The sequence below is a fragment of the Bradyrhizobium hereditatis genome (genome assembly GCF_020329435.1).
GTDB classification, from domain to species: Bacteria; Pseudomonadota; Alphaproteobacteria; order Rhizobiales; family Xanthobacteraceae; genus Bradyrhizobium; species Bradyrhizobium hereditatis.
In genome coordinates, this window is sequence record NZ_JAGKJK010000009.1 from 1 (window position 1) to 24,164 (window position 24,164).

The window sequence follows — 24,164 nt, forward strand, 5'->3', positions numbered from 1 at the left end:
TAGATGTAGAGCTTGAGCATAGTGCGGGGGTGATAGCTGGGGCGGCCAGTGTCGAGTGGCTGAACACCGATGAACCCCAGCTTGTCGAGATCAAGACTGTCGACGAACACGTCGACCGCTCGCACCGGATTATCCTTGGTCACATAGTCATCGAGCGACGCCGGAAACAGGGTGCTCTGCCCGCGATCTAACCCTTCAACAAAGCGTTTCATCGGATGCCCCGCAAATCGCAGGGAATCTTATCGCGCGAATCACAGCAAACAGAGCGTTTTCACACAGCCTGGGCCCCAAGCCGACCGACTTCGTCGCCTGCGGCTGGTCTGGTATTGAGGGCAGTCCGGACTTCGCATCAGCGATCGTTCGACCGCCGCTTGTGACCCGAAGCGGAAACCCATTTCCGAGGCGCGCCACTGGGGACTTCGCCGAGCCAGTCGGCGATGGCGACGGCTTGCAATTGCGGGTGGAAGATCGTAATCGTGCTGCCGCACATGAAACATCAGCTGATTTCACTTACAGGCCCTGACTACCAAGGGCTATATGTTAAGTTTCTTGGTGCGAATTGTCAGCTCAGATGTAATCTGGGAGAGGCGTCATCGATGGACCTGTCTTTCGATGAAGTGCGCGCTCTTTTCGCGTCGATCAAGTCAGCCTGTGAAAGTCAGGAAATCGTTAGGGCGAGCATTGGACGTCTTTCGTGGACAACAGATGCTAGACCGAATCCAAAGCGCCCAGACCAGCTCGTAGTAAAGTTCAGCGGACCACTCGGCTGGGGACATATTGGATTGAGCCGCCGAAGTGTGGTTTCTGCTTGCCAGGAGTTTTCGAGCGCCTTTGGGTGAAGGTTCGATCGAGACTTGCCGATAAGGGTGCGCAACGAGCACTCGATGTCTCGATCTGGCCCTTAGCCGCCGAACTGCCTTTGAGCGGTCGCAAAGGCGGCTCTCAGAAGAAAACCCGGACCTGTCGAGATGAGCGGCCGGACCGCCGCTTGTGACCCGAACCGGAAGTAGTCACTCACTTGATCTGATATCAGCCTTCAGTATGGTCACGTTGATGGAAACAGACCCTACAACCTCATAGTCATGCAATCTCTTTTGACTTACTTGGGGACTATAATCCTCTACATTCTTGCTTGTGTGCTGTTCTACTTCCTTCGCACAATGCGCGTGCCATCACGGGGCGGCTGGATTTATCGTGACGATGACCCAAGAATGTATTGGGCTCTGGTATCGTTATTTTGCGTGCAAATTGGTGTTCTGGTTTTTGGGCTAATTCTCTACAACTGGGCCAAGCTCAAGATGGCATCTTCCGTCTGGCCTTCAACTGCTGTCGAACGGGATATTGCGGCGGCGTTACGAATTTTCTTACCGTTCGTGGGGGCGTTTCTAGCCAGCCGCTTGATCTACGGATGGATCAGTAAGACTGGACGCCAGTCCGCTGATTTTTCGCCAACGGTCGCCTCGGTTCTAACGACACCTCTTCTCGCTTTTGCTTACTTGACCGGGGCAATGAGAGTTTTTGTGGCCGGTGACATGAGGGATCTATTTATCATGATCGGCAAGGACTTGGTCTTGTTTGGTCCAGTCTTTCTGGTTCTCACGCCGCTACTCGTGATTTATCTCCGGGGAGGATTTCGAGAGAGAAGGATATCGGGGATAGTTCTCTGTGCCGCGGCTGTCGGTTGCGTGATTTTGGAATTTGTCGGGCTCTATCTCATTTTTGGCCACACATCGTGATCGGACGCTGTTGAGACCACTTTTGCGCTGTTGATGTCTGGACTTGGCCCTCAGCCGAACTGCCTATGAGCGGCCGCAAAGGCCGCTCTCAGAGGAGGACCGGACCTGGCGAGCTGAGCGGCCGGACCGCCGCTTGTGACCCAAGGCGGACTAAACACTGGTCCGCCAAGCTCAATGAACAGTAATTTAGCGCTCCGCTTCTGCGGGAGGTCGAACGTGCGTGCCGTGTGCCGGATCTGAAGCGCCACACTGCTCGAAGTTTTGTCGAGCACGAGTAAGCGACATTGAACCATTAGGGCCGCCCCGGACCTCGTCGGCATCGTGATCGTCTTGCCCGTCGTCCTCCCAAACGCACACAGGGCAAATCTCATAGCCGCCTCGCTGGTGCAAGGTCAGGCATTGGCAGCACGGACAACGTACGGACGCCGATTTGCTGGCCATGCGATTCCCCTACTGAGCGGAGCGCCTGATCGACAACCGAACGATATCATGATCGACGATGAGCGCTCTTAGCGCTTTCGAACGACCTGATCGACGTAGCTATCATCGAGGTCAAGACCAACCATTGCACGCTTTATAGTCCGTGGACAGAACCCGAGCGCCAAAACGTCAATCGGGTTCTTGCCGCGACCGGATGTATTCCCCGTAATCTTATCGATGTCTTGGTCCTACATCGTGCGAGCCCTCCGCGGGTCGCGTGGTTGCCTGCGGTAGCGGCGCTCGGTCCGCGCGTTTTGCCGTTAATTTGGAAAATGGTGGGGGGTGTGATCTAGTTCACAGTGTTTCATTTAAGCATGGTTTAAAAAACTACGGTGCCTCAGCTTAGCTAGGCGCTTGTTGGGCAAGGCGTGAACTCGCTAGTCTGTCGGCTCGAAATATCGCGTGATAATCCGCTGCTCACCTCAAGGAGGCAGCCATGTCCGCAATCGACGACAAGCACAACCAACTGAAGTCGAATGGCTTCGATCTTGGTACCCCACTTGGATCGGAAGAAGCAGCAGCGGCCGGCGGACGCGTGCGCAAGTACCAGCACGGGCACATCTATTGGCACAGTAATACCGGCGCACACGAGGTCCATGGAGGCATCCTCACCAAGTATCTCGAGCACGGCGGCCCCGGCATGAATCCGGCGACGGGACGTCGCGATCTCGGATATCCCACGACGGACCAGGCGCTTGTTCCCGGCACTTCCACTCCGCGCAGCCGCTTCGAATGGGGCGCCATCTACTGGACGCGCGGCTCGGGAGGCGCCGTGCTGTTCGGCGCGCTCGCCGGATATCCGCCCGGCCTCGGACTGCCAATCACCGGGAATATTCCAATTGCGGGCGGCCAGGCTGCGTACTTCCAGCGGGGCGTTGTCTTTTCTGCGCCAGGCGTGCCTGGCGTGGATCGCATCCTCGTTGGACGCCTGAACCTGCCGACCATCGGCAGGCCGATTCTCATCGATCCAACGGCCCACCAGGAGCGCCGTTTTTACACCCTAATCGAATGGCGCGATATGCCACGCCAGTATTACAACGCCCTGACCGCATGGCGCCCGAGCATCTTCAGCGACCTGTGGAACGAGCGGCTCGGGGTCTCATCGGTCGACCACCCGTTTAGCCTGATCCTGATGTCGCCCACGCAGGTGTCCGAGTTCAGCTCCACGCAGTTCATGGTCAACATGCGGACCATCGTCGACATCTTTCCGGGAGGTCCGCTCGACTTGCGTGAGCGCACGCTCTACGACCTCAAGCTGCGGCCGCCCAGCGGGGTGGACATTACGCTCTCTCATCACTGCATGTACGTGAAGTCAAAGTGGGATCGTTTTGGCCTGTTGCACATCACCGACCTGCACGTAAGCGGCAGGAACGAGCGTTTTCGTGCCAAGCTCAACGCGTTAGGCTTCAGTGATGCCGCAGAACACTACTCGAATTTTCAGACAAACCTGAAGGACTTCATCCGCTACGCCAACAGGCTTCACAGTCTGGGAAAAGCCGACCTCGTAATTGCCACGGGTGATCTGGCCGACTACGTAGATGAAGACAGTGAGCCTGCGGAAAGCGACAACTTCGTCCGGCTGCATCGGCTCCTGATTGGCGATCCCGTTGAACTGGGATCGCCGCCCGGTGAAGCGCTCCGCATCCCGTTCTTTGCGACGTTCGGAAATCACGATTACCGGCTCCATCCATACGATCTCCGTGCCGACGTGGACCTCCCGGGCAGCGGCAGCGACAAGGGCATTAACGAGCACGCCGCTCATAACCTGACCGAAAGCGAAGCCATCGCCCTTCAGGATGGCCGCACGCCCAAGTACACGGCGTCCAACGCAGAAGCTGGTGCCAGGATGCTGCGGATCGATCAGTTCGATCGTGAGTACGCTTTCTTCTCCACCACCTTCACCGATCTGCGAAGCTATGTTGTGAAGCTGGGGAAGCACCGCTTGGTGATGCTCGATACCAAGTACGACAGCGGTCTACCGGGGGAGATCACATTGCTGTACCTGCTTCAACTGAAGTACGGACCGGTTGGCGAATGGAGCGATCTGTGGAGCAGCGGCCAGTTCCATCCCGCCACGCAGAAGCTGCTGAACGGCGGTGGTCCCGATTCAGTCGGGTTGACGCCGGCGGAGCTTGGAATAGTCAGAAACGCGATCGTTGAAGCGGGAATCGACGGACTTGTGATCGTCGGGATGCACTGCCCGCCGTTTCATCCGAGGTTTGGCGAGTATCCCTACTACCAACGCGAAACGCTCCGCCCGACCGCCGATCCAGCGCTGACGGAGGAATATGTCCGGCGTCGTGGCATCCCGGGCGCAGCCTGGCCGCGCACCGGCACGGCGTACTTCATGGCTGGCGACCTGAGGGATGGCATGGACGATGGGTATATCGCGAACGGGGCGCAGGAACTGATCGATATCTGCACCGGACGCAACGTTCCGCGCCCCGTGGACCTAGTCCTATACGGCCATCACCACGAGCGGGTCGAGCACCGCGTGCGCTGGAACGCGGGCACGGGCTCTGTGGAGTTCTACAACGACTTCTATACCGAAAATCCCTCGACCTACTATCACACCACGAACGTCATCCAACAGCCGGACTTGCCGAGGGAAACTCCCATTCAGGTGCGCATAACGGAGGGCGCGTCACCCAGCACCGTACCGACAGTGGTCCGCGGGCACGGCGGTCCCGGCATTCCGCCCACGCAGTACGGCAGAATCGATACCCCGCCTTATGCCACGCCGCTGAACACGGCTGCCGATCCTGCCGATTGGTGGCGGCGTCACCGCCCGCTGTTTGCGCAGACGGCGGCGCTCGGTCCGATGGATGAACGGCAACGCTTCGCGCCTTTCTGGAAGGTCACTCCGCCGCCAAGAAAGTTTCGACCGACGATTGAAGGAGAGGAAGCGCACATCGTCGGCACGCTGGGAGCGGGCGTAAGCCTTGAGCGGGTGCCTGCACCACTCGGTCAGCCGTCGTTTCAGGGCTTCCGGCTGGTTCAAGCGAAGAGCGGCGTCATCGACAAGATGCGCTACGTCACACTGAGTGAGCTGCGTGCGCGTAACTTTGAGATGCCATGGGACCAGGAGCAGGACGGGCCTATAGGGCCCGTGACGCCAGACCAGCCAGTTGAGCCGCCGATCGTGGGCTGACGCGAGCGCACCTCGGCCGGATTGGGCGACCGCCTGGAGGATTGAGCACGCCCACCCGCCGCCTCTGCCAGCAGCGCCTGGGCACGCCGGCACAACCAGCAGCGAGACCGCGATCCCGGCGGCCGCGCCAAGGGCTACTTCGAGCACCCGGGGATCGGCGCATCCCGTTGCGATACAAGGAGAACCCCATGCTGAAGAGATTGCTTCTCGTGGCTGGCGCGGTGCTCATCTTCGCCGCCGCAGTGATATCCGCGCCGGAGGCCACCTCGCCCAGACGGGAGATCGGAATCGGCAGGCTGCCGGGAGAGCCGGAGCGAATTGTGCGGCGATGCGACAACGAGCACCGCGTGCAGACATCAGATCACTTGGAGCAGGTCTTGCGCTCGAATTTCGTCGGTTGCGTCATCGTCGCCAAGGACAAGTTTCTGAACATGACGGGGCGATCCGAAATCCCGATCAGGGGCGGCGTAACATTGATGGGCGAACGGGGCGAACTAGGGAGCCGGCCAAGTCTGTTCACTGACGCCAAGTGCCTTGATCCTTCAGTGCAGCCGCGATCCGACGCTTGCAAGGGCTATTCGCTCTTCGTGATCACCGAAAACAACATCTCGGTCACCGGCTTGCATCTGCGCGGGCCGGCGAAGGGCAGCCGCAGCAGCCAGCAGCCGTACATCGATGGCATCACCATCACCGCCGATCCCAATATGAAGCTCGGGCGCGGAATCTATATAGCGGAGAATGAATTTGACGAATGGACGGGCAGCGCCGTCGGGATTGGTAGCACGAACAAAGCTCGCACGCCGGAACAATATCAAGCTGAATGGACAGCCCTTACTAAAGACGATGCAGGACTGATCCGCGTCGATCGCAACTTTTTTCACCACAATGCGCGCGACGGCGGCGGCTACGGCGTGACCGTAGGTAGCGGTGCCTTCGCGGCCATCACGGGCAATGTGTTTGACTTCAACAGGCACGCAGTGGCTTCAGACGGCTTTGCCAAGTCGGGTTACATCGCTCGCTTCAATTACGTTCTGCAAGGTGGTTTCATGCAGGACAGCTTCTACAATCAACACTTCGATGTGCATGGCACTAATGACACAAACGGCGACAACAAGAGCACTGGTTATGGTGGGACTGCAGGTGACTATTACGAGATTGCCTACAACACTATTCGCGGCGCTCAGGAATATGCCTGCGTCATCATCTGCCTGAAAACGCGTCCTGCCCTGATGCTGCGTGGTAAGCCGACGTCAGGGATGCGTTTCGATGCGAACGTCGTGGTTCATGGTGATCTCGATGCAGCTGTTTCGTTGAAAATGGAGAAGAATGATACGGGATGGGGCGAAGACCACGGGGCTTTCAGTTTCAGCGCTGCTGGGAATCAGTTCGGCACTGACCGTTCGGATGATCTCGCTACCGGCGATTTCGACGGCGACGGACGGACGGATGTGCTTGTCGCTACGGGCACCGCCTGGTTCTTCTCGCCGGGCGGACAGGGCGCGTGGGAGTTTCTACATGCCTCAGACAAGCTTACTCGCGAATTGGGCTTCGCCGACATCGACAACGATGGATTCACCGACGTGCTCTATCGCGATGGCGCCGGCAATCTTGGCTTCGTGAAAAGTGGCCGAGTGCCCCTGCAGCCGCTGACTACAACGCCGGAGCCTTTGGCGAACCTGCGGTTCGGAGATTTTGACGGCGACGACCTGACAGACATCTTTTACACGCGCAACGGTCGGTGGTGGGTTTGGTATGGCAGGCTGAAAGAGTGGCAGTCGACGCAAAGTTCCGGCTACGCTGTCTCCGATTTCCTGTTCGGTGAGTTCGACGCGCAGAAGGGAACCGACGTCGCTGTCATTACCGGCGGCAAGTGGCAAATTTCGAGTGGCGCAACAGGCTCCTGGACGGAGCTGAACTCCTTGCAGAGATCGAACTTCCGAGGCGGTGTTGTCGCCGATTTTGATGGCGACGGTAGGAGCGACATCGCCTTCGATGACGGCTCGCAGATGTGGAGCTACAGCCCTGGCGGTGCTGGCGCGCTGCGAGCCCTGCGCGAGGGAGACGGACAGTCGGCCGCGTATCCGGAGCTGAGCCGATTGCTTGTCGGCTACTTCGACGGCGATCGACGCGCCAAGGTCGTCAGCTACTATGTGCCTTCCAGCGAATCCATGCCGGCTCCGAACCACTTCATGATTTGGCGCGGCGGGCTCCGGGACCGGTTCGAAAAACGCTCCTGGCACGCGATGCGCTAGTGGATCCAGCCTGACAGGCGACTTCTTGCGATTCTCTTGCTGGGTCAATGGTGTGAGTCTGCGCTATGTACCAAGGAACCTCTATTACCGTCACACGAAGGGTCGCCGCCGGGTGGAGGCGATCCTTCGGGATTGCAACAACCCGCCGACGCATGTCTGGGGGCGGGTCGAGCTCCGCGTGCGCTGGGACACGAGCACAGGCTCCGTGGAGTTCTACAACGACGTCTATGCCGAAAATCCCTCGACCTACTATCACACCACAACCGTGATCGATCGCCCGACTTGCTGAGAGGAACCTCCAATTCAGGTGCGGCAGAATCGATACCCCGCCAATGCCGCGCCGCTGAACACGGCTACCGATCCCGCCGATTGGTGCGCCGCCACCGCTCGCTGTTGTCCGATCGACGAACGGCAACGTTTCGCGCCTTTCTGGAAGGTCACTCCACCGCCGAGACGGTTTCGACCGACGATTGAAGGAGAGGAAGCGCACATCGTCGGCACGCTTGAGGACATTGTAATCCGCTGAATCGAGGAGGTATCGGGGGGCTTTTAACGCTAACCAGCTTAGCGAGGGACTTCTTGGGATCCTTGCAAGGCCGGCCAGGAGGTAACGTCATGACATGGACACGGGTAGTTCTCACAATGAGCCTTTTGGGTTTCTTCTCAGCTGCTGCGGTAAATTTCGCATCTGCGCAGGTGCCCACCCATGCAGATTGCTCTCGGGCCACGGAGAGTTGTAAAAGCAATTGCCGCCAATGGAATTTAAATGTGTCCGTGGTTAATGGCTGCCTTACTGGATGCGAAAGAGGACACGCAGAATGCTCGGCGAAAGCGACCGCAGAAAGTAGGAGGCAAGTCAACGAAAGGAGAGGCGGACCGTATCAAGAAAGGGGATACGGACCAGGTCAATGCTTGTTCCCGGGATGCTGATGGTCAAGGCGCTGCATCTCGCTCAGTTTTTTGAACATGACGAGGCGCCGAGCTCGATCCGCATTATTTGTTGATAGGAGACCGGATTGGATTAGCCGCCCGGCCTCCTTGTGGGAAAGCTGTACGTAGCGACAGCCGTTGCGCGCTGGGACTTCAATATCTCGATATTCCAATAGTGTGGCGACATCCCCCGCGCGACTTCCTCGCTGTTGGTAATTTGACGTGGAAATTTGGGCAAGTCGGGGCAGTAAATCGCCGTGTTCGGCGCATGGGATCAGGCAAATGCCCTCCAAGGCCGCAAGGTGCTCCCTGGCTGCGGCGACATTGCCGATCGTGAGATAGGTCTCGCCCATGTGTTGATGTGCCGCGCGGTGGCGCGGATTAAAGGTCAGCGCCTGCCGAAAATGCGCGAACGCCAGCTCCAGCTCCCGCAATCGGCGATAGCTGTATCCGATATAGGTCTGGATGTCGGCATTGCGTGTGTCGCGCAAGAGCGCGGACTTGAGCAACGCGATGGCGCCCTTCCATCGCCCGCCGCTATCGCCTTCTTGCCGGCCGCGAAATCCGGATCAACTGTGCCCAATTTGCACTCTCCGCGAGCGAGCCCATGGTGCTGCAGATCGGCCACTCGTCGGTCGCGGCAGCTGAGTCCCTACGGGCCGGATCATCGCATAGAAAATCGCTGTCGCGACGAGCGCTCCCAATATTCCAGCTAGAGCGATCAGGCGGATCATGGATCATCATCGCTCGCCTCTTCTGCCGAGCACCGGGGGGATCCACTACAGGCGGCTAGAATAGCTTCTTCTCGTCTGAGCTACAAACGACAGCATTCAGCGCCGCGGGGATTGCGGGAGACTATATTTTCACCGCGGATTACACAGTAGCGCAAACGACTCACGGGTCGGCTTCTGGCCCGAAGCCGTCTGGGAGGGTAGAGCAGAGCGCGTCTGCTCTGCCCCCGAGGTCAGACGTCAACTTGTTCTGCTATCGCGAGGGCGTCGTCGACCTCGATGCCGAGATATCGGACGGTACTCTCGATCTTGGTATGCCCCAGTAGCAGCTGCACGGCTCGCAGGTTGCCGGTTCGGCGATAGATCAACGTCGCCTTGGTCCGGCGAAGGGAATGCGTCCCGAATAGGTGTGGGTCCAGTCCGATGTCAGCGATCCAGTGAGATAGGAGCCGGGCATACTGGCGGGTAGTCATGTGTCCAGGCCGCCGCCGGCCTGTGAACAGGTAGTCGCCTGGCTTCTTGCCGGTCACCCGCAGGTAGTCATCGATCGCCTGACGGGTTGATTCCGTTAGCTCGAATTTGACTGGTCGGCCGGTCTTCTTTTGTCGGACGGTCGCTCGATCGGCCGCATATCCGCCCGGCGCAACGTCATCTACTTTCAACCCTACGACGTCGCAGCCGCGCAGCTTGCTATCAATGGCGACGTTGAACAGAGCAAGATCGCGCATCCGGCCATCGATCTGGAGCTGGGTTCGAATTGCCCAGACGTGCTTCGGACGGAGCGGTGGCTTCGCGCCGACAATCTTTCCCTTATTCCACGGAGTGTGCTTCCAGACGACGGGAATAGTGCTCAAGGCGTCGATCATGTTGACCTCCTCAACTCGTGAGGCCGGTCATTTTTAACCCGAACACCTTCTATTTCTGCGCCCGCTTTCAGACGATTGGAGACGTACTTGCCTCCAATTCGAGCGATGACAGGACCGATTTTGATGTATGGTCCGGCCGTGCGGTGCAAGAAGATTTCGACGATCCGGTAGATACGGTCTTGCATCAATGTATCCGGCCTCTGATTGGAGCGTGTTGTGCTCCGGGCCATCATGGTTATCAGCGCGCATGCGATCTGGTTAGCGGACAGGCCTCGTACGGGCCATTTGGGTCACCAGTGTTCGCATGCTCATTTCCCCACGAGTAGCGTGTCTTCGCGCCAGCGCGGGCCGCATGCTCCCATTCGGCCTCGGTCAGGAGTCGATACTCCTTGCCTGTGAGCCGCGAAAGCCAAGCCACATACTGTTTGGCGTCCCCCCAGCTCACATTGATGACGGGCATGTTTCCCCGACCCCATGCGTCCATGACACGGGGGCACGCCGCAGCTGCCACACAGGCATCCCACTGATCAAAGGTTACCTCGTACTTGGAGGCGGCGAAGGCTTTTGCGATGGTTACTTCATACTGAGGACGCTCTCCTTTGGTCCGGCCGGCCTCGTATTCAGGCGAGCCCATGGTGGACTTGCCTGCGGGGATTACCACCATGAGGGGGCAGGCAACTGCGCATTCCCTGAACTCAGAACCGGCGGCGAGATTTTTCTCCTGCTCCATGGTGAGCACCGCCGGCGCAGCCGAGAACCGCTGCACGGCCGTTTCCGCGGCGGCTCCGGTTGTCTCGACGCAGCTGCCGGCTCCAAGCCAAATAAGGCCAAAAAGGAGGTGAAGTCTCATCCTGATCCTCCTCATAGTAGGCGATTGCGATCTTGATCGTAGTTGAACACCTACTTGATAAGCTGTGGGAGCTTGGCTCAGGTCGAGGCTTTTGCGAGCGCCGCCTGCGGCGCGTTGCGGAAGCTGATGGCCATGCGGTTGTAGGCGTTCATCAAGCTGATCGCGATCGTGAGATCGACGAGCTCGCGCTCTCCAAACACAGCGCGGGCGGCCTGGTACGCTTCATCCGGCACGTTGGTTTCTGCGACGCGCGTCACCGTCTCAGCCCATGCCAGCGCGGCGCGTTCCCGGGCGTCGAAGAGGTCCCCGGCCTCCCGCCATGCCTGCACCAGCGCGAGCCTTTCGATCTTCTCTCCCTTCTTGAGAAGGTCGCGCGTGTGCATGTCGAGGCAGTAGGCGCAATTGTTGATCTGGGAAATTCGCAGGTAGACCAGTTCGACCAGCGCAGGGGAAAGGCTGCTCTGCATGACGTATCCGTACACGCCGCCGAGCGCTTTCACGCCTGCCGGTGCAATCTGATTGTAGTCGAGACGCTTGCTCATTTTTGGCTCCTTGAATGACGGTGTTATTTGACCGGGGTGGTCAGTTCCTTGTCGTCGGTGTCGACGACGAACACGGCGAGCAGCCTTGCAGGCTTGGTCTTGCTCGCATTGCGACTGACGGGGTGGCGCGAGCCCGGCGTCTCGTAAAAACTTTCGCCGGCGCGGTAGACTCGCCTGGGTCCGTCATTCACCTGGGACTCGATTTCGCCCGAAAGCACATAGCCGAAGATGAACGCCGACTTGGCGTGGATGTGCGACGGCGATGCCCCACCCGGCGTATAGTCGACGACAAGGGCGACCAGTGACTTGCCGGGAATGTTGGGTATCGTCTGCTGGAAGTGCGGCGTGACCGTTTCACCAGTATCGTGGGCCGCGGCAGGCGTCGCCATGGTGATGGCAATGGCAGCAAAAGCCGCACTGAGGATGGATCGTATTTTCATGGTCGTATTCTCCTTTGCTTGCATGGGTTCTGATAATCTTGTCCGGAAACGCCTGCTCATCTGCGCCACTCGGAAACTGCGCCAAGGACCAAAACCGGTGTCGGAACCTGGTGGCGACGCGTGAGACGGCAACTTCGGCTTCATGGTATTTCTCCTTGTCCACCGGACGTGTGAAGGACTGCCGTCGAGCAGCACTCGACGGTCTCAGCACGTCCGGCTGGATGCCGGGGGTACGTCAGCGGCTTTGGTGGGCCGTGATAGTGCGTTGGCGCCTCGCGCTCGCACTTTCATGCCTGTGCAGGTTATAGCGAGGCGCCGGGATCGCGCTGGAGAGCTTGTCCGTCATGGCGAGGCGCGCCGCCTCATGGCGATCCCACACCGCCTTGTCTGCCAGGGACGGGACGGTCACGGTCTCGCCAAGGTCCAGACCCGCGAGTGCAGCATCGACCAAGTCGTCGGCCGACATCACGATCTGCGGCGGAAGCTGATGCACCGGCGTACCGGCAACGTCCCAGAACTCGGTGGCGGTGGCGCCCGGCAGCACGGCCTGCACGCGGATGCCCTTGTCGGCGAGCTCGTGAAGCAGCGATTGGCTGAACGCGAGCACGAACGCTTTCGAACCGCCATAGACGACGTTCAGCACCTCCGGCGCGATCGCGACAACTGATGAGATGTTGATGATCGTGCCGCTGCCGCGGGCGACAAATCCCGGCACCGCCGCGTAGGTCAGCCGCGTCAGCGCAGTGACGTTGAGGCGGATCATGTCTTCCATCTTGTCGACGTCGGAGGCGACCAGCGGAGCTGAGGCGCCGACGCCGGCGTTGTTGACCAGCACCGAGATGGCGGCATCGGTGCGAAGGATGTCTTCAACGCGCTGCAAGTCTGCAGGCGATGTGAGATCGGCCTCGACGGTCTCCACTTTCCGGCCGGTTTCGTTGGTGAGTCGGCGCGCCAGCGATGCGAGCCGCCGCCTGTTGCGCGCGACGAGGATGAGGTCGTAGCCCCGGCGAACCAGCCGATCGGCATAAACCGCACCGATCCCGGCGGAGGCACCTGTGACGACTGCAACACCTTTCAGAGAGACGGACATCGCATTTCTCCTTGTTTTGCGCCACTGGCGCGTGCGGGTGATACTTTTCGGGTCGGTCACTGAAATGCGGCGCGAACCTCGTCGATGGTCTGCTTGGGATCCTGTAGGTGAGGGTAGTGCCCGATGCCGGGAAGGATCGTCAGTTCGGCGCCAATTCTGTCGGCGAGCTCGATCCCCATCTCTTTCTTGATGTAAAGATCCTTCTCGCCCCACACGATCTTCACCGGGATTTCGAGCCGCTCCAGATGCGATTCGAAGTGATGCTGGTCCTGCGTAAAGCGGGCGTAGTAGTGCGAGAAAGCATCCGCCGTCGTGATTGCGCCGTAACCCCAGGCGCGTGACATGTCGTCCTTGAATTCGCACGGCACATCGAATTGTGATTCCTTGGGCAGGCCTCTTCTGAACGCGTTTTCGAGGATGTCGTCGCGATTCTTGTTCAGCTGGTCACGGGCCTGATCCATGGACGGTCCAACCTTCAGGCTCTGCAAGCTCTCGTACATGTACTGAGGCCTGTCGAAGGGGGCGAAATCGCCGACGATGATAGACGTCGCGATGCCGGGCTTCTCCTGGGCGAGGAGAAGAGCCGGCAAAGCTCCGATGTCGGTTGCGTAGATCGCGAGCTTCGATGTCTCGATGCCGGCCTTGCGTATGTAGTCGTTCAGAACGCGTGCGTAGTCCCGTGGGGCGTACGAAAATCTGTCGACCGTCGGCCGCGAGGAAAGCCCGAAGCCCGGCCAATCGAAAGCGTGGACTTCATAGTCGGCGGCGAGGGTAAGGGAGATATCCTTCCAGGCGTACAGCGTCTCCGGAAATCCATGCAGGAAGAGAACGGTCCCCTTCGGGTTCGCGTTGTGGACCACCATTCTCCGGAGCGTTATGTCCTTGTTGATCTCGAGAAAGCCGACGTCGGCCTTCTGCTCTTGTCCGGAGAGAATTTGGGCGCGGGCCGGCGTACTGACCAGGCCGGGCACTGAAGTGCCGAGTGCCGTGGCCGCAGCGACTGCTATCGCGAGGCCGCCGTGACATCGGCGACGAAGGTCGGCTTTCTCATAGCTATCGGTCATCGTTGGTCTCCCAAATTCGAATGGTGCGTGCGGTCCCAGCGGTCGTGGAGCTTCCCTCGGGATCTGTCACTCGCGCAGGATCAGAAGCGGCTTGCCTTTCTCGACGATGTAGGTGGCAAGCTCGGCGGCCTTGACGGAGCCGACGTTCTTCACAGCATGCGGCGTTCCGTGCGGAATGAAGAGCACTTCGCCGGCCTTGACGGTCAGTGGCGGCCTGCCGTCGAGCTGATACTCCAGGGCGCCCTCGGTGACGTAGACCAGCTCTTCACCGGGATGCGAGTGCCTGACGGCGCTCACGCCCGGACCGAACTCAACGAGCACCTGGATGACCTCGCGTCCGGCGGCGCTGAGATCGTTACGGAGCAGATTGGTGCGCTTGATGTCGCCAAGACTGACTTCGTGGGCCTGAGCCACAGGCAGGGTCGACTCGCCGGCGACGAAGAGTGCCGCAACTGCGGCGATGGTGCGGAGTGTTTTCATTGGATCTTGTCCTCGTTCAGGTTGATATCTTGCAGCGATTGAGATGACCGGTTCAGGTCAGTGTTGACGTAGTGGCCGAAGCGCCGCCGTGACTTCCCGGGCGAAAAGTTCGGGCTGTTCCCACGCAGCGAAGTGTCCGCCCTTCTCGGCCTCGTTGAAGTAGATGAGATTGCGATAGGCGCGGCGGGCCCAGCTCTCCGGAGCGCGATATACTTCATCCGGGAAGACGGAGATCGCGACGGGAAGCGAGATTTCGGCTGTCTTTTGCGCCGCGGAGAGAATGACGCTCTGACCTGCCGTCTCCCAGTAGATGCGTGCGGATGAAACAGCCGTGTTCGTCAACCAGTACAGCGTGACGTCGTCGAGCATCTCGTCGCGCGTGAGCGAGCGAAGCGGTTCGGCGTTGTTGTAGTCGAACATCCAAGCCGCCAGCCCGGCGGGAGAGTCGGTCAGCGCGTAGCCGATGGTCTGCGGCCGCGTTCCCATCATTGCGGCGTAGGCCCGATACCTCTTGTAGAAGATGGAGAGTGCGTCGAACGCTGCACGTTCCTTCGACGAGAGATCCTGCGGAGCAGGCGCGCCGGTGGCGAGCAGCGCCGCGATTTCGGACGGTACGGCCGCCGGCAGGTTGATGTGAATGCCGAGCAATCCTGCAGGAGCCTGTCGCGCCATGGCGCTCGAGATCGGCGCGCCCCAGTCGCCGCCCTGGGCGACGTAGCGGCTGTAGCCGAGGCGATTCATCAGTTCGGCCCAAGCTCGCGCGATCCGCTCCGGCCCCCATCCTGTGCCTTTGGGTTTGCCGGAAAAGCCGAAGCCCGGGATCGACGGCAGGACAAGATCAAATGCGTCTTCTGCGTGTCCACCGTGGCTGGTCGGATCGGTCAGAGGACCAACGGTCTTGAGCAGCTCGAACACTGAGCCCGGCCAGCCGTGCGTCATGATCAGCGGCAGCGCGTTCGCATGACGGGAGCGGACATGGATGAAGTGAATGTCGACGCCGTCGATCGTCGTTGTGAACTGCGGCAGGGCATTGAGCCTGGCTTCGGCTTTGCGCCAGTCGTATTCAGTGGCCCAGTAGCGCATGAGTTCGCTGAACGCTGCGAGCTGAAGGCCCTGCGATCCGTCATCAACCGTCTCCCGGTCGGGCAGGCGTGTCGCAGCGACGCGCCGGCGAAGGTCGATCAGAGCCTCGTCAGGGAAATTGGCACGAAACGGGCGAATTGCATCGTTCGGTTCAGCCAGAGCGCGGTGAAGAGGAAACAGGCCAGCGGTGCCGGCAATCGCAATACCCATCACAGCGCCGCCGAGCAGGGCGCGCCGATCCTGGTCGATAACTTCGGAAACCTGCGGCCCGTGCATCTTGCTCTCCGTTGCCTGATCTGGCGTTGACCAATCTGGTTCGCGCATCGACCATGGCTTGAATGTTGCCGGAGAGCCGGAAAATTGCTCGTTAGGTGTTGTTAGACGCTGTTACCGATTGTTTACGTTGAAGAAATTCGCTGCGCGGCAAGCACATGCCTACTTTCGGCGAGATCCACGATTGGGTCCGGCAGCTATTGATCGTGGTGAGTGTGACAATTTGGCCGGATCAGTGGTACTGGAGGTGCCTCTCCCCCCGTTGCATTCTTTGCACCTCGCAACGTGCAGCTTTTCTTGGGCCGCAAAACCTCCGACAACGATGCCGTCCGCGCACAGATCGCAATACTTTCGGCGGTTTCTTCCGAAGAAAAGGGAAGCCGGATGGCGGCAGACGCGGTACAGTAAATTTCGCAAACCAGCAATCGACAAGGGTGAGCGTAAGTGACCGGGCTTGATACAACGAGCGGTTCTCGCGCGAATCCCGTGTGGGCCTCGCACGACGCAAGCATCGCCTCCTTCGGACCGTTCTCCCTTCACGACAAGACGCGGCTGCTTGAAAGGGATGGGCAGCCGGTCAAGCTGGGCAGCCGCGCGCTGGATATCCTGCGGCTGTTGGTCAGCCGTGCTGGCGATGTTGTATCGAAGAACGAGCTGCTGGCCCACGCGTGGCCGGGCCTTGCCGTCGAAGAGATCAGTTTGCGAGTGCATATTGCCGAGCTTCGCAAGGCGCTCGGTGACGGCAAGGACGGGGCGCGCTACATCACTAACGTACCGAGCCGCGGCTATTGCTTCGTCGCACCGGTGCAGCGCATCGCAGACGCAATTCCGGCGGTTTCGCCTCCTGAGCAGGCGCCGAGCGCCCCTGAGGCGCCTGTGCCAGTCCTGCCTCCCCGCCTGGAGCGGATGATCGGGAGGGATGACGTTGTGCGCGAAGTGGCGCAGCGTTTGCTGACCGAACGCTTCATCACACTCAGGGGCCCTGGTGGCATCGGCAAGACCACCGTTGCGATCGCGCTGGCCCACGAACTCTCGGCGCAATTCGACAATCAGGTTCGCTTTCTCGACTTCAGCATGGTGAAGGATGCGGCGCTTGTCGCCGGCACGATCGCCTGGGCCCTTGGGCTCGTGGTGCATCATTCTGATCCAACGGACAACATAGTCGGTCACCTGCGCAACCGGCGCCTGCTGCTGGTGCTCGACAGTTGCGAGCATGTCGTCGAGGCGATTGCGGGGCTGGCGGAGCGCATCCACCAGCAGGCGTCTGGTGTCAGCATTCTCGTCACCAGCCGCGAGTCGCTGCTTGTAGAAGGCGAGCAGATCTTCGAGCTCGCCCCGCTCGAGGGGCCGCCGCAGGGGGCGAGGCTGAGCGCACGCGAGATGCTGACCTATCCGGCTGCGCGCCTGTTCACGGAGCGGGCCGCCGCGGCGGGCCATCGCGAGGAAATCGCCGACGAAGACGCCGAGATTGTCGCCGAAATATGCAGCAAGCTCGATGGCATAGCGCTGGCGATCGAACTCGCCGCCGTGCGGGTCGGCACGCATGGATTGCGCGAGATAGTGACGCTGCTCGACGGCCGGCTAAAGCTGGAGTGGCGCGGCCGGCGGACGGCGCCTCCGCGCCATCAAACTCTCGGTGCAACGCTGGACTGGAGCTATGGTCTGATCAGCGAGAGCGAGCGGATCGTTCTGCGTCGCCTTGCCATCTTCGCCGCTCCTTTCACCTTGCAGGGAGCGACCATGGTCGCAGGCGAGGAGGGCGACCCGGCCGAGCGTATTGTGGAGTCGTTGGAGCAACTCGTTGCAAAGTCCCTGATTTCGGTGCGGCCTGACGCCCCCGTCACGCGCTATCGGCTGCTTGACACCACCAGGGCTTATGCCACGCAAAAGCTCGCTGACAGCGGTGAAGCGACGAGCATCGCGCGCCGACATGCCCGCTATCTCCAGCATGCGCTGGAGACGACCGCGACGGACTCAGGCGCTGGCAACCTGGCTTCGAGTTCGCGAGCTCGGACGCTGCTGTTTTCCGACGCGCGTGCCGCGCTGAACTGGGCTTTCGCCAATGATGAGGGCGCTGGACTGCGCGTTCCGCTGGCCGGCGCCTGCGCCAGGCTGTTCGTCGAGCTCAACCTGCTGGACGAAGGGCGCCTATGGTCGAGCCGCGCGCTTTCGATGCTCGATGATTCGACCCGCGGCAGTGCATGGGAACTGGAGCTTCAGGCAACCCTCGGACACGCTTTCATGTTTACCGAGCGCAACAGCGATCAGGCTGAAGCGGCGCTGCGCCGCGGCCTCGAAATTGCCGAGGCGCTGGGTGACCGCCCCAACAAATTTCGTCTGCTGGCGCGCTTGAATATGTTCTATCGGCGCACTGGTGATTTTCGCGAACTGCTTCCCACTGCTTTTGAGGCGGAACGTGTTGCACGCGAGATCGGCGACAAGGCGGGTCTTGTCGGGGCCAAAGCGCTAGTCGGCGTGTCCTATCACCTGATAGGCGATCAGAGAACTGCGCAACTGCATCTCGACGAAGGCGTTTTGGATGCAGGGGCGCTCCGCGGGGCTCAACCCGGTCATTTCGCCTACGCGAGAATGCCGCAGGTACCGCTCGCGCGCGTGTTATGGCTGCTTGGGTTCCCCGATCGGGCGGTCGAATGTGTTCACTCTATCATTAGCGCGGCGCCACAGGACGCGGTGATGCATTGCATCGCTCTGTGCTGGTCTGCATCACTCTATGGTTGGATGGGGGATTGGTCTTCAGTCGAACAGATGGCCGGGCGTATTTCGACTCATGCCGCGAGCCACGCACTGGCGCCATATCAGGCCGTAGCCACCGGTTTCCGCGCGCAGACAATGATCGCGCGCGGTGAGCGCAAAGCAGGAATCGAATTGCTGCAAAACGTGCTGGCGCGTTTGCATGCGGATCGGTACGAACTGTATGCATCTGCCTTCATCTCCGAGCTTTCACAGGGGTTGGCAGAGGTGGGTCAAGTGGCGGAGGGGCTGCGCATCCTGCACGAGGCAATCGCCCGCATCGAGCCGGCCGGAGCGGCTTTCGACGCACCGGAGCTTCTGCGCCTGCGCGGTGAACTCGAGGCGCGCAGCGGTGACCCGAAAGCAGCGGAAGCGAGCTTTGCGGCCTCGATCGCGCTGGCCGAGGAGCAGGGCGCGCTGTCGTGGCGGCTGCGAACCGAAACATCGCTGGCTCGCCTTCGACGCAAGCAGCGCAGGGCGAAGCCGCTGGACGGACTGGCCGAGACCTACGCCCGCTTCACAGAAGGGTTCGAAACAGCCGATCTGAAAGCTGCACGCGAACTGCTGGATGAAGCTTCAAAGTAGGCGCTGCGTCAGTCGAAGCGGAAGTCGGAGAGGTCGATCGACACCATCAGCGAATCGAGCATCGGCCTCAGGTCATCGGCGCGCAGATAAGCGCTGCGTCGGGTCGGAATCCAGATGCCGTCCACGTTAACGGGGTCGGAGACGTACTGCGCCGCCGGGAAGCTGCCGGCAATATCGACGTGGTAGTCGTGCCGGCGGATGAGCATGTCCGCGCCAAAATAGAAGTCCTGCTCAGTGCTGTGGCTGGCGATCTCCGCAGGAAAAGTGGCCCTCAAGCCGCGCCAGGTTTCCGCTCCCTCGCGCCAGGGCTCGATTTCCTCGACCTTGAAACCGTCAATGGCGAGCAGGAATGGTGTGGTGAGGTAAGTCCAGAGCGCATATCCGTTGAAGTAGGCGCGGTGCAGCGGATCCCAACTCGTCCGGATGTCGTGCCGCGCAAACGAGGCGCGGGGATCGGATCGTTCGGCTACCACGCTGCCGTCCTCGGCAAGAATGGCGATGCGATCGGATGTGAAGTCGGTATGCCGGTCTTTTCCGAACGGCGCAACCGAGGCCCATTGCCGATGCAGCTCGACCTGCATGGTCCGCGCGATCGGATCCTGCGGAACGCCCTTGAGGGCCCAAAGGTCGCCGCCGCTGACGATGGTCGCGGTGAGCGTGTGGTGAGTTTTCCAGCGGTCCAGGCCTCCATGGGCCTCGATGGCGTCGGCGAGCAGCGGAATCATTTCGGGTCCTTTTGCGTCGTGGTGCCCCCAGACAATTGCGCAGAAGCCTCTGGATGGCCCGTTAGGTGTTGTTAAACGGCGTTGGGGCGGTGAGGAGGTAACAAAAATCCCCTATGTCTCAATGTCTTGGCTGGGTGCGCACGCGCGAGCTTTCGGGCAGCCAGGACCAACCATCGGGCCGCATGGCCGGCGCGCAATTTCCATTGCGGCGAAAGCCGCGCTGACAACGTCTAACAACGCTTAACGAGCCAACGTGCCGGACCCGGTGCATACCGCTTGCACACGAGGCCGACGTCCTTCGAAAGACGACGCCTCAAACGGGAGCACGACCATGCACAAGGACGTCAACCAGACTCGCCGCGCGTTCATCGGTGCCGCTGCTGCGCTCGCGACCGGCATTGGCTTGACGCGTCCCGCAGCCGCGCACTTGAGCCAGGTCGATGCAACGACACGGACGCCGGCGATCGGTGCGTCTCTGGGAGATCTGAAGCAGATCAACGCCGGCATTCTGAACGTAGGATATACCGACAACGGCCCCGAGAGAGGGCCAGCCATCCTGCTGCTGCACGGCTGGCCTTACGACATCGATAGCTTTGCGGAAGTCGTGCCGCTCCTGACCGCCCAGGGTTACCGCGTCATTGTGCCGTATCTGCGCGGCTATGGAACGACCCGCTTTCTTTCTGATGCAAGCGCGCGCAACGCCCAGCCTTCGGCGCTTGCAGCGGACATGATCGCTCTGATGGATGCGCTTAAGATCGAGAAGGCAGTCGTCGGTGGCTTCGACTGGGGCGCGCGCACCGCCAACATCATGGCTGTGCTCTGGCCGGACCGCGTTAGCGCGATGGTCTCCGTCAGCGGCTATCTGATCGGCAACCAGCAGGCCGGCAAAGTGCCGCTGCCGCCGAAGGCCGAGTTGGAATGGTGGTATCAGTTCTACTTCGCCACCGAGCGCGGCCGCATCGGCTACGAAAAGCATCGCCGCGAGTTCGCGAAGCTGATCTGGAAGCTTGCATCGCCGAAATGGGATTTCGACGATGCCACCTTCGAGCGCAGCGCGAAGGCCTTCGACAATCCCGATCACGTCGCGATCGTGATCCACAATTATCGCTGGCGGCTTGGATTGGCTAAGGGCGAGGAGGCCTACGACGAGCTCGAGGCGCAATTGGCTCTGGCGCCGACAATCGGTGTGCCGGCCATCACCATGGAAAGCGACGGCAACGGCGCGCCTCATCCCGATCCCGCCGTCTACGCCAAGAAGTTTACCGGCAAGTACGAGCACCGGCACATCACCGGCGGCATCGGCCACAATCTTCCCCAGGAAGCGCCGAGCGCGTTCGCACAGGCCATTCTCGATGTCGCCGCGCAGGTGTGATCGCGGCGTCGGTTATTCACCAGGCACACAACAGGAGAGAACCATGACAGTAGCAGTGAAGCCTACCAAGGTCCGTCCCATGAAGTTCGAGCTCGCCGTTATCCCGGTCTCGGATGTTGCGCGCGCCAAGGAGTTCTACGCGAACCTTAGCTGGCGTTTTGACGCCGAATTCACCAACGGCAGCGACTTCCACATTGTCCAGTTCACGCCGCCGGGCTCCGGCGCCTCGGTGATCTTCGGCAAGAACGTCACGCCGACCAAGCCGGGCTCCGCCCAGGGCCTGTACCTGGTCGTGTCCGACATCGAGGCTGCACGGAAGGAGCTGCTTGCGCGCGGCATCAAGGTCAGCGAGGTGTTCCACGGCAGCGAAGACGTCCACACCGGTACCGACGAACCGTATCTGTTCGGAAGCGTCCGGGTCAGTGGCCCGGATCCGCAGCGCCGTTCCTACCAATCGTTCGCGTCGTTTAGCGATCCGGACGGTAACGGCTGGGTGCTGCAGGAAGTAACCAACCGTCTTCCCGGCCGGGTCGAGGGTGACACGACTTTCGCGTCGGTATCCGACCTCGCGGCGACGCTTCGCCGGGCGGCAGCAGCCCACGGCGAGCATGAGAAGCTGACCGGCGAGCACGACGTGAACTGGCCGGACTGGTACGCGGAGTACATCGTCAACGAGCAGGCGGGCAAGCCGCTGCCGAAGTAGCCATCATCAGGTGCGGTCCGCCGGTTGCCGACGAACCGCACCTTCAGAAACCAGCTGCGGAGTAACGCCCATGAGCAACCGAATCCTCGTCTTTTACGGCTCCTATCGTTCCGACCGGATGGGTATCCGGCTTGCCGAATACGTTGTCGACCAGCTGCGCCGCCGAGGCGACGACGCCGAGTTGATCGACGCCAAGGCGATCAACCTTCCGATTCTCGACCGCATGTACAAGGAATACCCGAAGGGCCACGCGCCCGCAGCGCTCGAGCAGCTCGCAGGGAAGATCAAGGCGGCCGACGGCTTCATCTTCATCACCGGCGAATACAATTGGGGCGTTCAGCCCGGATTGAAGAACCTCACCGACCACTTCCTGGAGGAATGGTTCTGGCGACCCGCTGCGATCGTCAGTTATTCGGCCGGGCGCCTGGCTGGAGCGCGCGCCGCTACCGCATGGCACGGCACACTGTCCGAAATGGGCATGGTGGTGACTTCGAGCACGATCGCCGTTGGGCCGATCGATCAGACTCTCTCTGCCGACGGTCAGCCGATCGGCGAGGGCGGCAAGGCGCTCGAGCAGTCCTTCCCGCGCTTTGCCGACGACCTGATGTGGTGGGTCGAGGCCGGCAAGGCACAGCGGCAGCGAAAGGCGCCACCGTACTGAGGGCGACGAGACGAACCGCTCTCCCCCTGGCGCGCCACTCTCTCGCAAGAGCTGTCTCGCTATCCGCCTGAAGGAATACAGCTTCCAGCGTCCAGTAACGGGCCTAACAGCATCCCAACAACTTCTCACGACGCTTAACGAGCATTCGTGTCGTGATGGCGATATCCCAGCTACACCGAATTGCCCTCACGAGCACCGTGACAAGCGCGATAACCAGGAGGATTCACCGATGAAGACCAGAACACTACTGATAGCGGCAGCAATCCTCACCACGGTTGGTGCACCGCTGGGGCTTCTAGCGGCAACCGGAGAACTGACCGGCAATGGAGAGGCAGCGGCTATGAGCCTTAGTCCTCCTGCTCAGGTCGACGTTGCTACGGTGCTGCTCAAGCGCGTGCAGCGCTGGGACGAGTTCAACGGACGCATCAGCGCTGTCGGATCGGTCGAGATTCGGTCCCGGGTCAGCGGATATGTGACGCATGTCGCCTATAAGGAGGGAGATGAGGTCCGCCGCGGCGATGTTCTCTTCACCATCGACCCGCGACCGTACGAAGCGGCGCTGAACAGCGCCACGGCACAGCTTCAGCGCGCCAGAGCAACGGCGCTGCTGGCAAAGAGCCGCGACGAACGTGCGCGGAGACTCCTGCCGTCGAGTGCAGTGTCCCAGGACGAGGCCGACACTCGCCACGCAGCCTACGCGCAAAGTGAGGCTGACGTGCTCAATGCAGAAGCTGCAGTCGAGCTTGCGGAACTCAATCTCAACTTCACGCAGGTACGCGCGCCGATCGACGGTCGGGCCGGCCGCGCGATGCTGACCGTCGGCAATCTTGCGGTAGCGGATCAGAGTTTGCTGACGTCAATGGTCTCACAGGACCCGGTCTACGTCGATTTCGATCCGGACGAGCAGAGCTATCTTCGCTACAGCGCGGAATTGCGCCGGAGCCCTGGCAATACGCTTGCGGTACGTGTCGCGCTGGCGGGCGATGAACGATTTGCGCACGTCGGAATGGTCGATTTTCAGGATAACCAGGTCGATTCCACGACCGGAAGCATTCGCATGAGGGCAAAGCTGCGCAACCCCGATCGCATATTCACGCCGGGCTTGTACGCGCGCGTGAAAGTTTCCTCAGGTCACGAAAGTGAGGCTGTCCTGATCGACGACAAGGCCGTGCTCACTGATCAGGACCGCAAGTATGTTTACGTCCTCGCTGCGGACAACACGGCACAACGAAGGGATGTTCAACCCGGCCGCAAGAGCGATGGGCTCCGTTTGATCGAGTCCGGCTTGATGCCGGGAGACAAGGTCATCATCGGCGGATTGCAGAGGATCTACAGCTCCGGCGCGCCGGTGAAGCCAGCCGAAGTGCCAATGCTGGCCGCGGCAAACTGAGGGAGGCGA

The 24,164-nt window shown here is 60.7% G+C and carries 21 protein-coding genes; 9 read left to right on the top strand and 12 right to left on the bottom strand.

What is annotated here, in order from left to right; all coding sequences use genetic code 11:
• On the bottom strand, positions 1-212 hold a 212-nt coding region (locus J6524_RS21240; protein WP_512699573.1), incomplete at its 3' end, for a transposase.
• Between the two features lie 999 nt (positions 213-1,211).
• On the opposite strand from J6524_RS21240, the gene J6524_RS21245 reads away from it, so the two are divergent.
• Positions 1,212-1,736 (top strand): hypothetical protein, encoded by a 525-nt coding sequence (locus tag J6524_RS21245; protein WP_225674057.1) that lies wholly within the window; start codon positions 1,212-1,214, stop codon positions 1,734-1,736.
• A gap of 186 nt (positions 1,737-1,922) precedes the next feature.
• On the opposite strand, the gene J6524_RS38030 is transcribed toward J6524_RS21245, so the two are convergent.
• The gene (locus J6524_RS38030) at positions 1,923-2,177 is read right to left on the bottom strand and encodes a CPCC family cysteine-rich protein (protein WP_225674059.1); all 255 of its coding nucleotides are present in this window, start codon (positions 2,175-2,177) and stop codon (positions 1,923-1,925) included.
• Between the two features lie 475 nt (positions 2,178-2,652).
• Between J6524_RS38030 and J6524_RS21255 the strand changes: the two genes are divergently transcribed.
• The 3 genes from J6524_RS21255 (at position 2,653) to J6524_RS21265 (ending at position 7,908) form a co-directional block, all read left to right on the top strand.
• Positions 2,653-5,367: a metallophosphoesterase gene (locus J6524_RS21255; RefSeq protein WP_225674061.1), complete on the top strand. Its 2,715-nt coding sequence runs from the start codon at positions 2,653-2,655 to the stop codon at positions 5,365-5,367.
• Between the two features lie 188 nt (positions 5,368-5,555).
• Positions 5,556-7,619, top strand: coding sequence for an FG-GAP repeat domain-containing protein (locus J6524_RS21260; RefSeq protein WP_225674063.1), 2,064 nt, complete (start codon positions 5,556-5,558; stop codon positions 7,617-7,619).
• A gap of 52 nt (positions 7,620-7,671) precedes the next feature.
• Positions 7,672-7,908 carry a hypothetical protein gene (locus tag J6524_RS21265; protein WP_225674065.1) on the top strand — a complete coding sequence of 79 codons (237 nt, stop codon included), beginning with the start codon at positions 7,672-7,674 and terminating at the stop codon, positions 7,906-7,908.
• Between the two features lie 616 nt (positions 7,909-8,524).
• Here the strand turns inward: J6524_RS21265 and J6524_RS21270 are convergent.
• The 9 genes from J6524_RS21270 to J6524_RS21310 form a co-directional block, all read right to left on the bottom strand.
• Positions 8,525-9,058, bottom strand: a complete 534-nt coding sequence (locus J6524_RS21270) for a hypothetical protein (RefSeq protein WP_225674067.1) — start codon at positions 9,056-9,058, stop codon at positions 8,525-8,527.
• A gap of 455 nt (positions 9,059-9,513) precedes the next feature.
• The gene (locus J6524_RS21275) at positions 9,514-10,146 is read right to left on the bottom strand and encodes a tyrosine-type recombinase/integrase (protein WP_225674069.1); all 633 of its coding nucleotides are present in this window, start codon (positions 10,144-10,146) and stop codon (positions 9,514-9,516) included.
• Between the two features lie 238 nt (positions 10,147-10,384).
• Complete coding sequence (locus tag J6524_RS21280) at positions 10,385-10,996, bottom strand: formylglycine-generating enzyme family protein (RefSeq protein ID WP_225674071.1); 612 nt, start codon at positions 10,994-10,996, stop codon at positions 10,385-10,387.
• Between the two features lie 77 nt (positions 10,997-11,073).
• Positions 11,074-11,538, bottom strand: coding sequence for a carboxymuconolactone decarboxylase family protein (locus J6524_RS21285; RefSeq protein WP_225674073.1), 465 nt, complete (start codon positions 11,536-11,538; stop codon positions 11,074-11,076).
• Between the two features lie 23 nt (positions 11,539-11,561).
• Positions 11,562-11,978: a cupin domain-containing protein gene (locus J6524_RS21290; protein WP_225674074.1), complete on the bottom strand. Its 417-nt coding sequence runs from the start codon at positions 11,976-11,978 to the stop codon at positions 11,562-11,564.
• A 235-nt stretch (positions 11,979-12,213) separates the two neighbouring features.
• Positions 12,214-13,068: an SDR family NAD(P)-dependent oxidoreductase gene (locus J6524_RS21295; RefSeq protein ID WP_225674076.1), complete on the bottom strand. Its 855-nt coding sequence runs from the start codon at positions 13,066-13,068 to the stop codon at positions 12,214-12,216.
• Positions 13,069-13,124: 56 nt separating this feature from the next.
• Complete coding sequence (locus tag J6524_RS21300) at positions 13,125-14,132, bottom strand: alpha/beta fold hydrolase (protein WP_225674078.1); 1,008 nt, start codon at positions 14,130-14,132, stop codon at positions 13,125-13,127.
• A gap of 66 nt (positions 14,133-14,198) precedes the next feature.
• Positions 14,199-14,612: a cupin domain-containing protein gene (locus J6524_RS21305; RefSeq protein ID WP_225674080.1), complete on the bottom strand. Its 414-nt coding sequence runs from the start codon at positions 14,610-14,612 to the stop codon at positions 14,199-14,201.
• A gap of 57 nt (positions 14,613-14,669) precedes the next feature.
• On the bottom strand, positions 14,670-15,971 hold the full coding sequence (locus tag J6524_RS21310; protein WP_225674082.1) for an epoxide hydrolase family protein: 1,302 nt from the start codon (positions 15,969-15,971) through the stop codon (positions 14,670-14,672).
• Positions 15,972-16,454: 483 nt separating this feature from the next.
• Between J6524_RS21310 and J6524_RS21315 the strand changes: the two genes are divergently transcribed.
• A complete protein-coding gene (locus tag J6524_RS21315) occupies positions 16,455-19,304 on the top strand; it encodes an ATP-binding protein (protein WP_225674616.1) in 2,850 nt (949 codons plus the stop codon).
• Positions 19,305-19,312: 8 nt separating this feature from the next.
• Here the strand turns inward: J6524_RS21315 and J6524_RS21320 are convergent, their stop codons facing one another.
• The gene (locus J6524_RS21320; protein ID WP_225674084.1) at positions 19,313-20,029 is read right to left on the bottom strand and encodes a hypothetical protein; all 717 of its coding nucleotides are present in this window, start codon (positions 20,027-20,029) and stop codon (positions 19,313-19,315) included.
• A gap of 331 nt (positions 20,030-20,360) precedes the next feature.
• On the opposite strand from J6524_RS21320, the gene J6524_RS21325 reads away from it, so the two are divergent.
• The 4 genes from J6524_RS21325 to J6524_RS21340 all read left to right on the top strand — a co-directional run bounded on the left by J6524_RS21325 (position 20,361) and on the right by J6524_RS21340 (position 24,155).
• Complete coding sequence (locus J6524_RS21325; protein WP_225674086.1) at positions 20,361-21,401, top strand: alpha/beta fold hydrolase; 1,041 nt, start codon at positions 20,361-20,363, stop codon at positions 21,399-21,401.
• 43 nt (positions 21,402-21,444) lie between these two features.
• A complete protein-coding gene (locus J6524_RS21330) occupies positions 21,445-22,104 on the top strand; it encodes a VOC family protein (RefSeq protein ID WP_225674088.1) in 660 nt (219 codons plus the stop codon).
• 70 nt (positions 22,105-22,174) lie between these two features.
• Positions 22,175-22,765, top strand: coding sequence for an NADPH-dependent FMN reductase (locus J6524_RS21335; RefSeq protein WP_225674090.1), 591 nt, complete (start codon positions 22,175-22,177; stop codon positions 22,763-22,765).
• Positions 22,766-22,994: 229 nt separating this feature from the next.
• The gene (locus J6524_RS21340) at positions 22,995-24,155 is read left to right on the top strand and encodes an efflux RND transporter periplasmic adaptor subunit (protein ID WP_225674092.1); all 1,161 of its coding nucleotides are present in this window, start codon (positions 22,995-22,997) and stop codon (positions 24,153-24,155) included.
• The last annotated feature ends 9 nt before the right edge of the window (positions 24,156-24,164 follow it).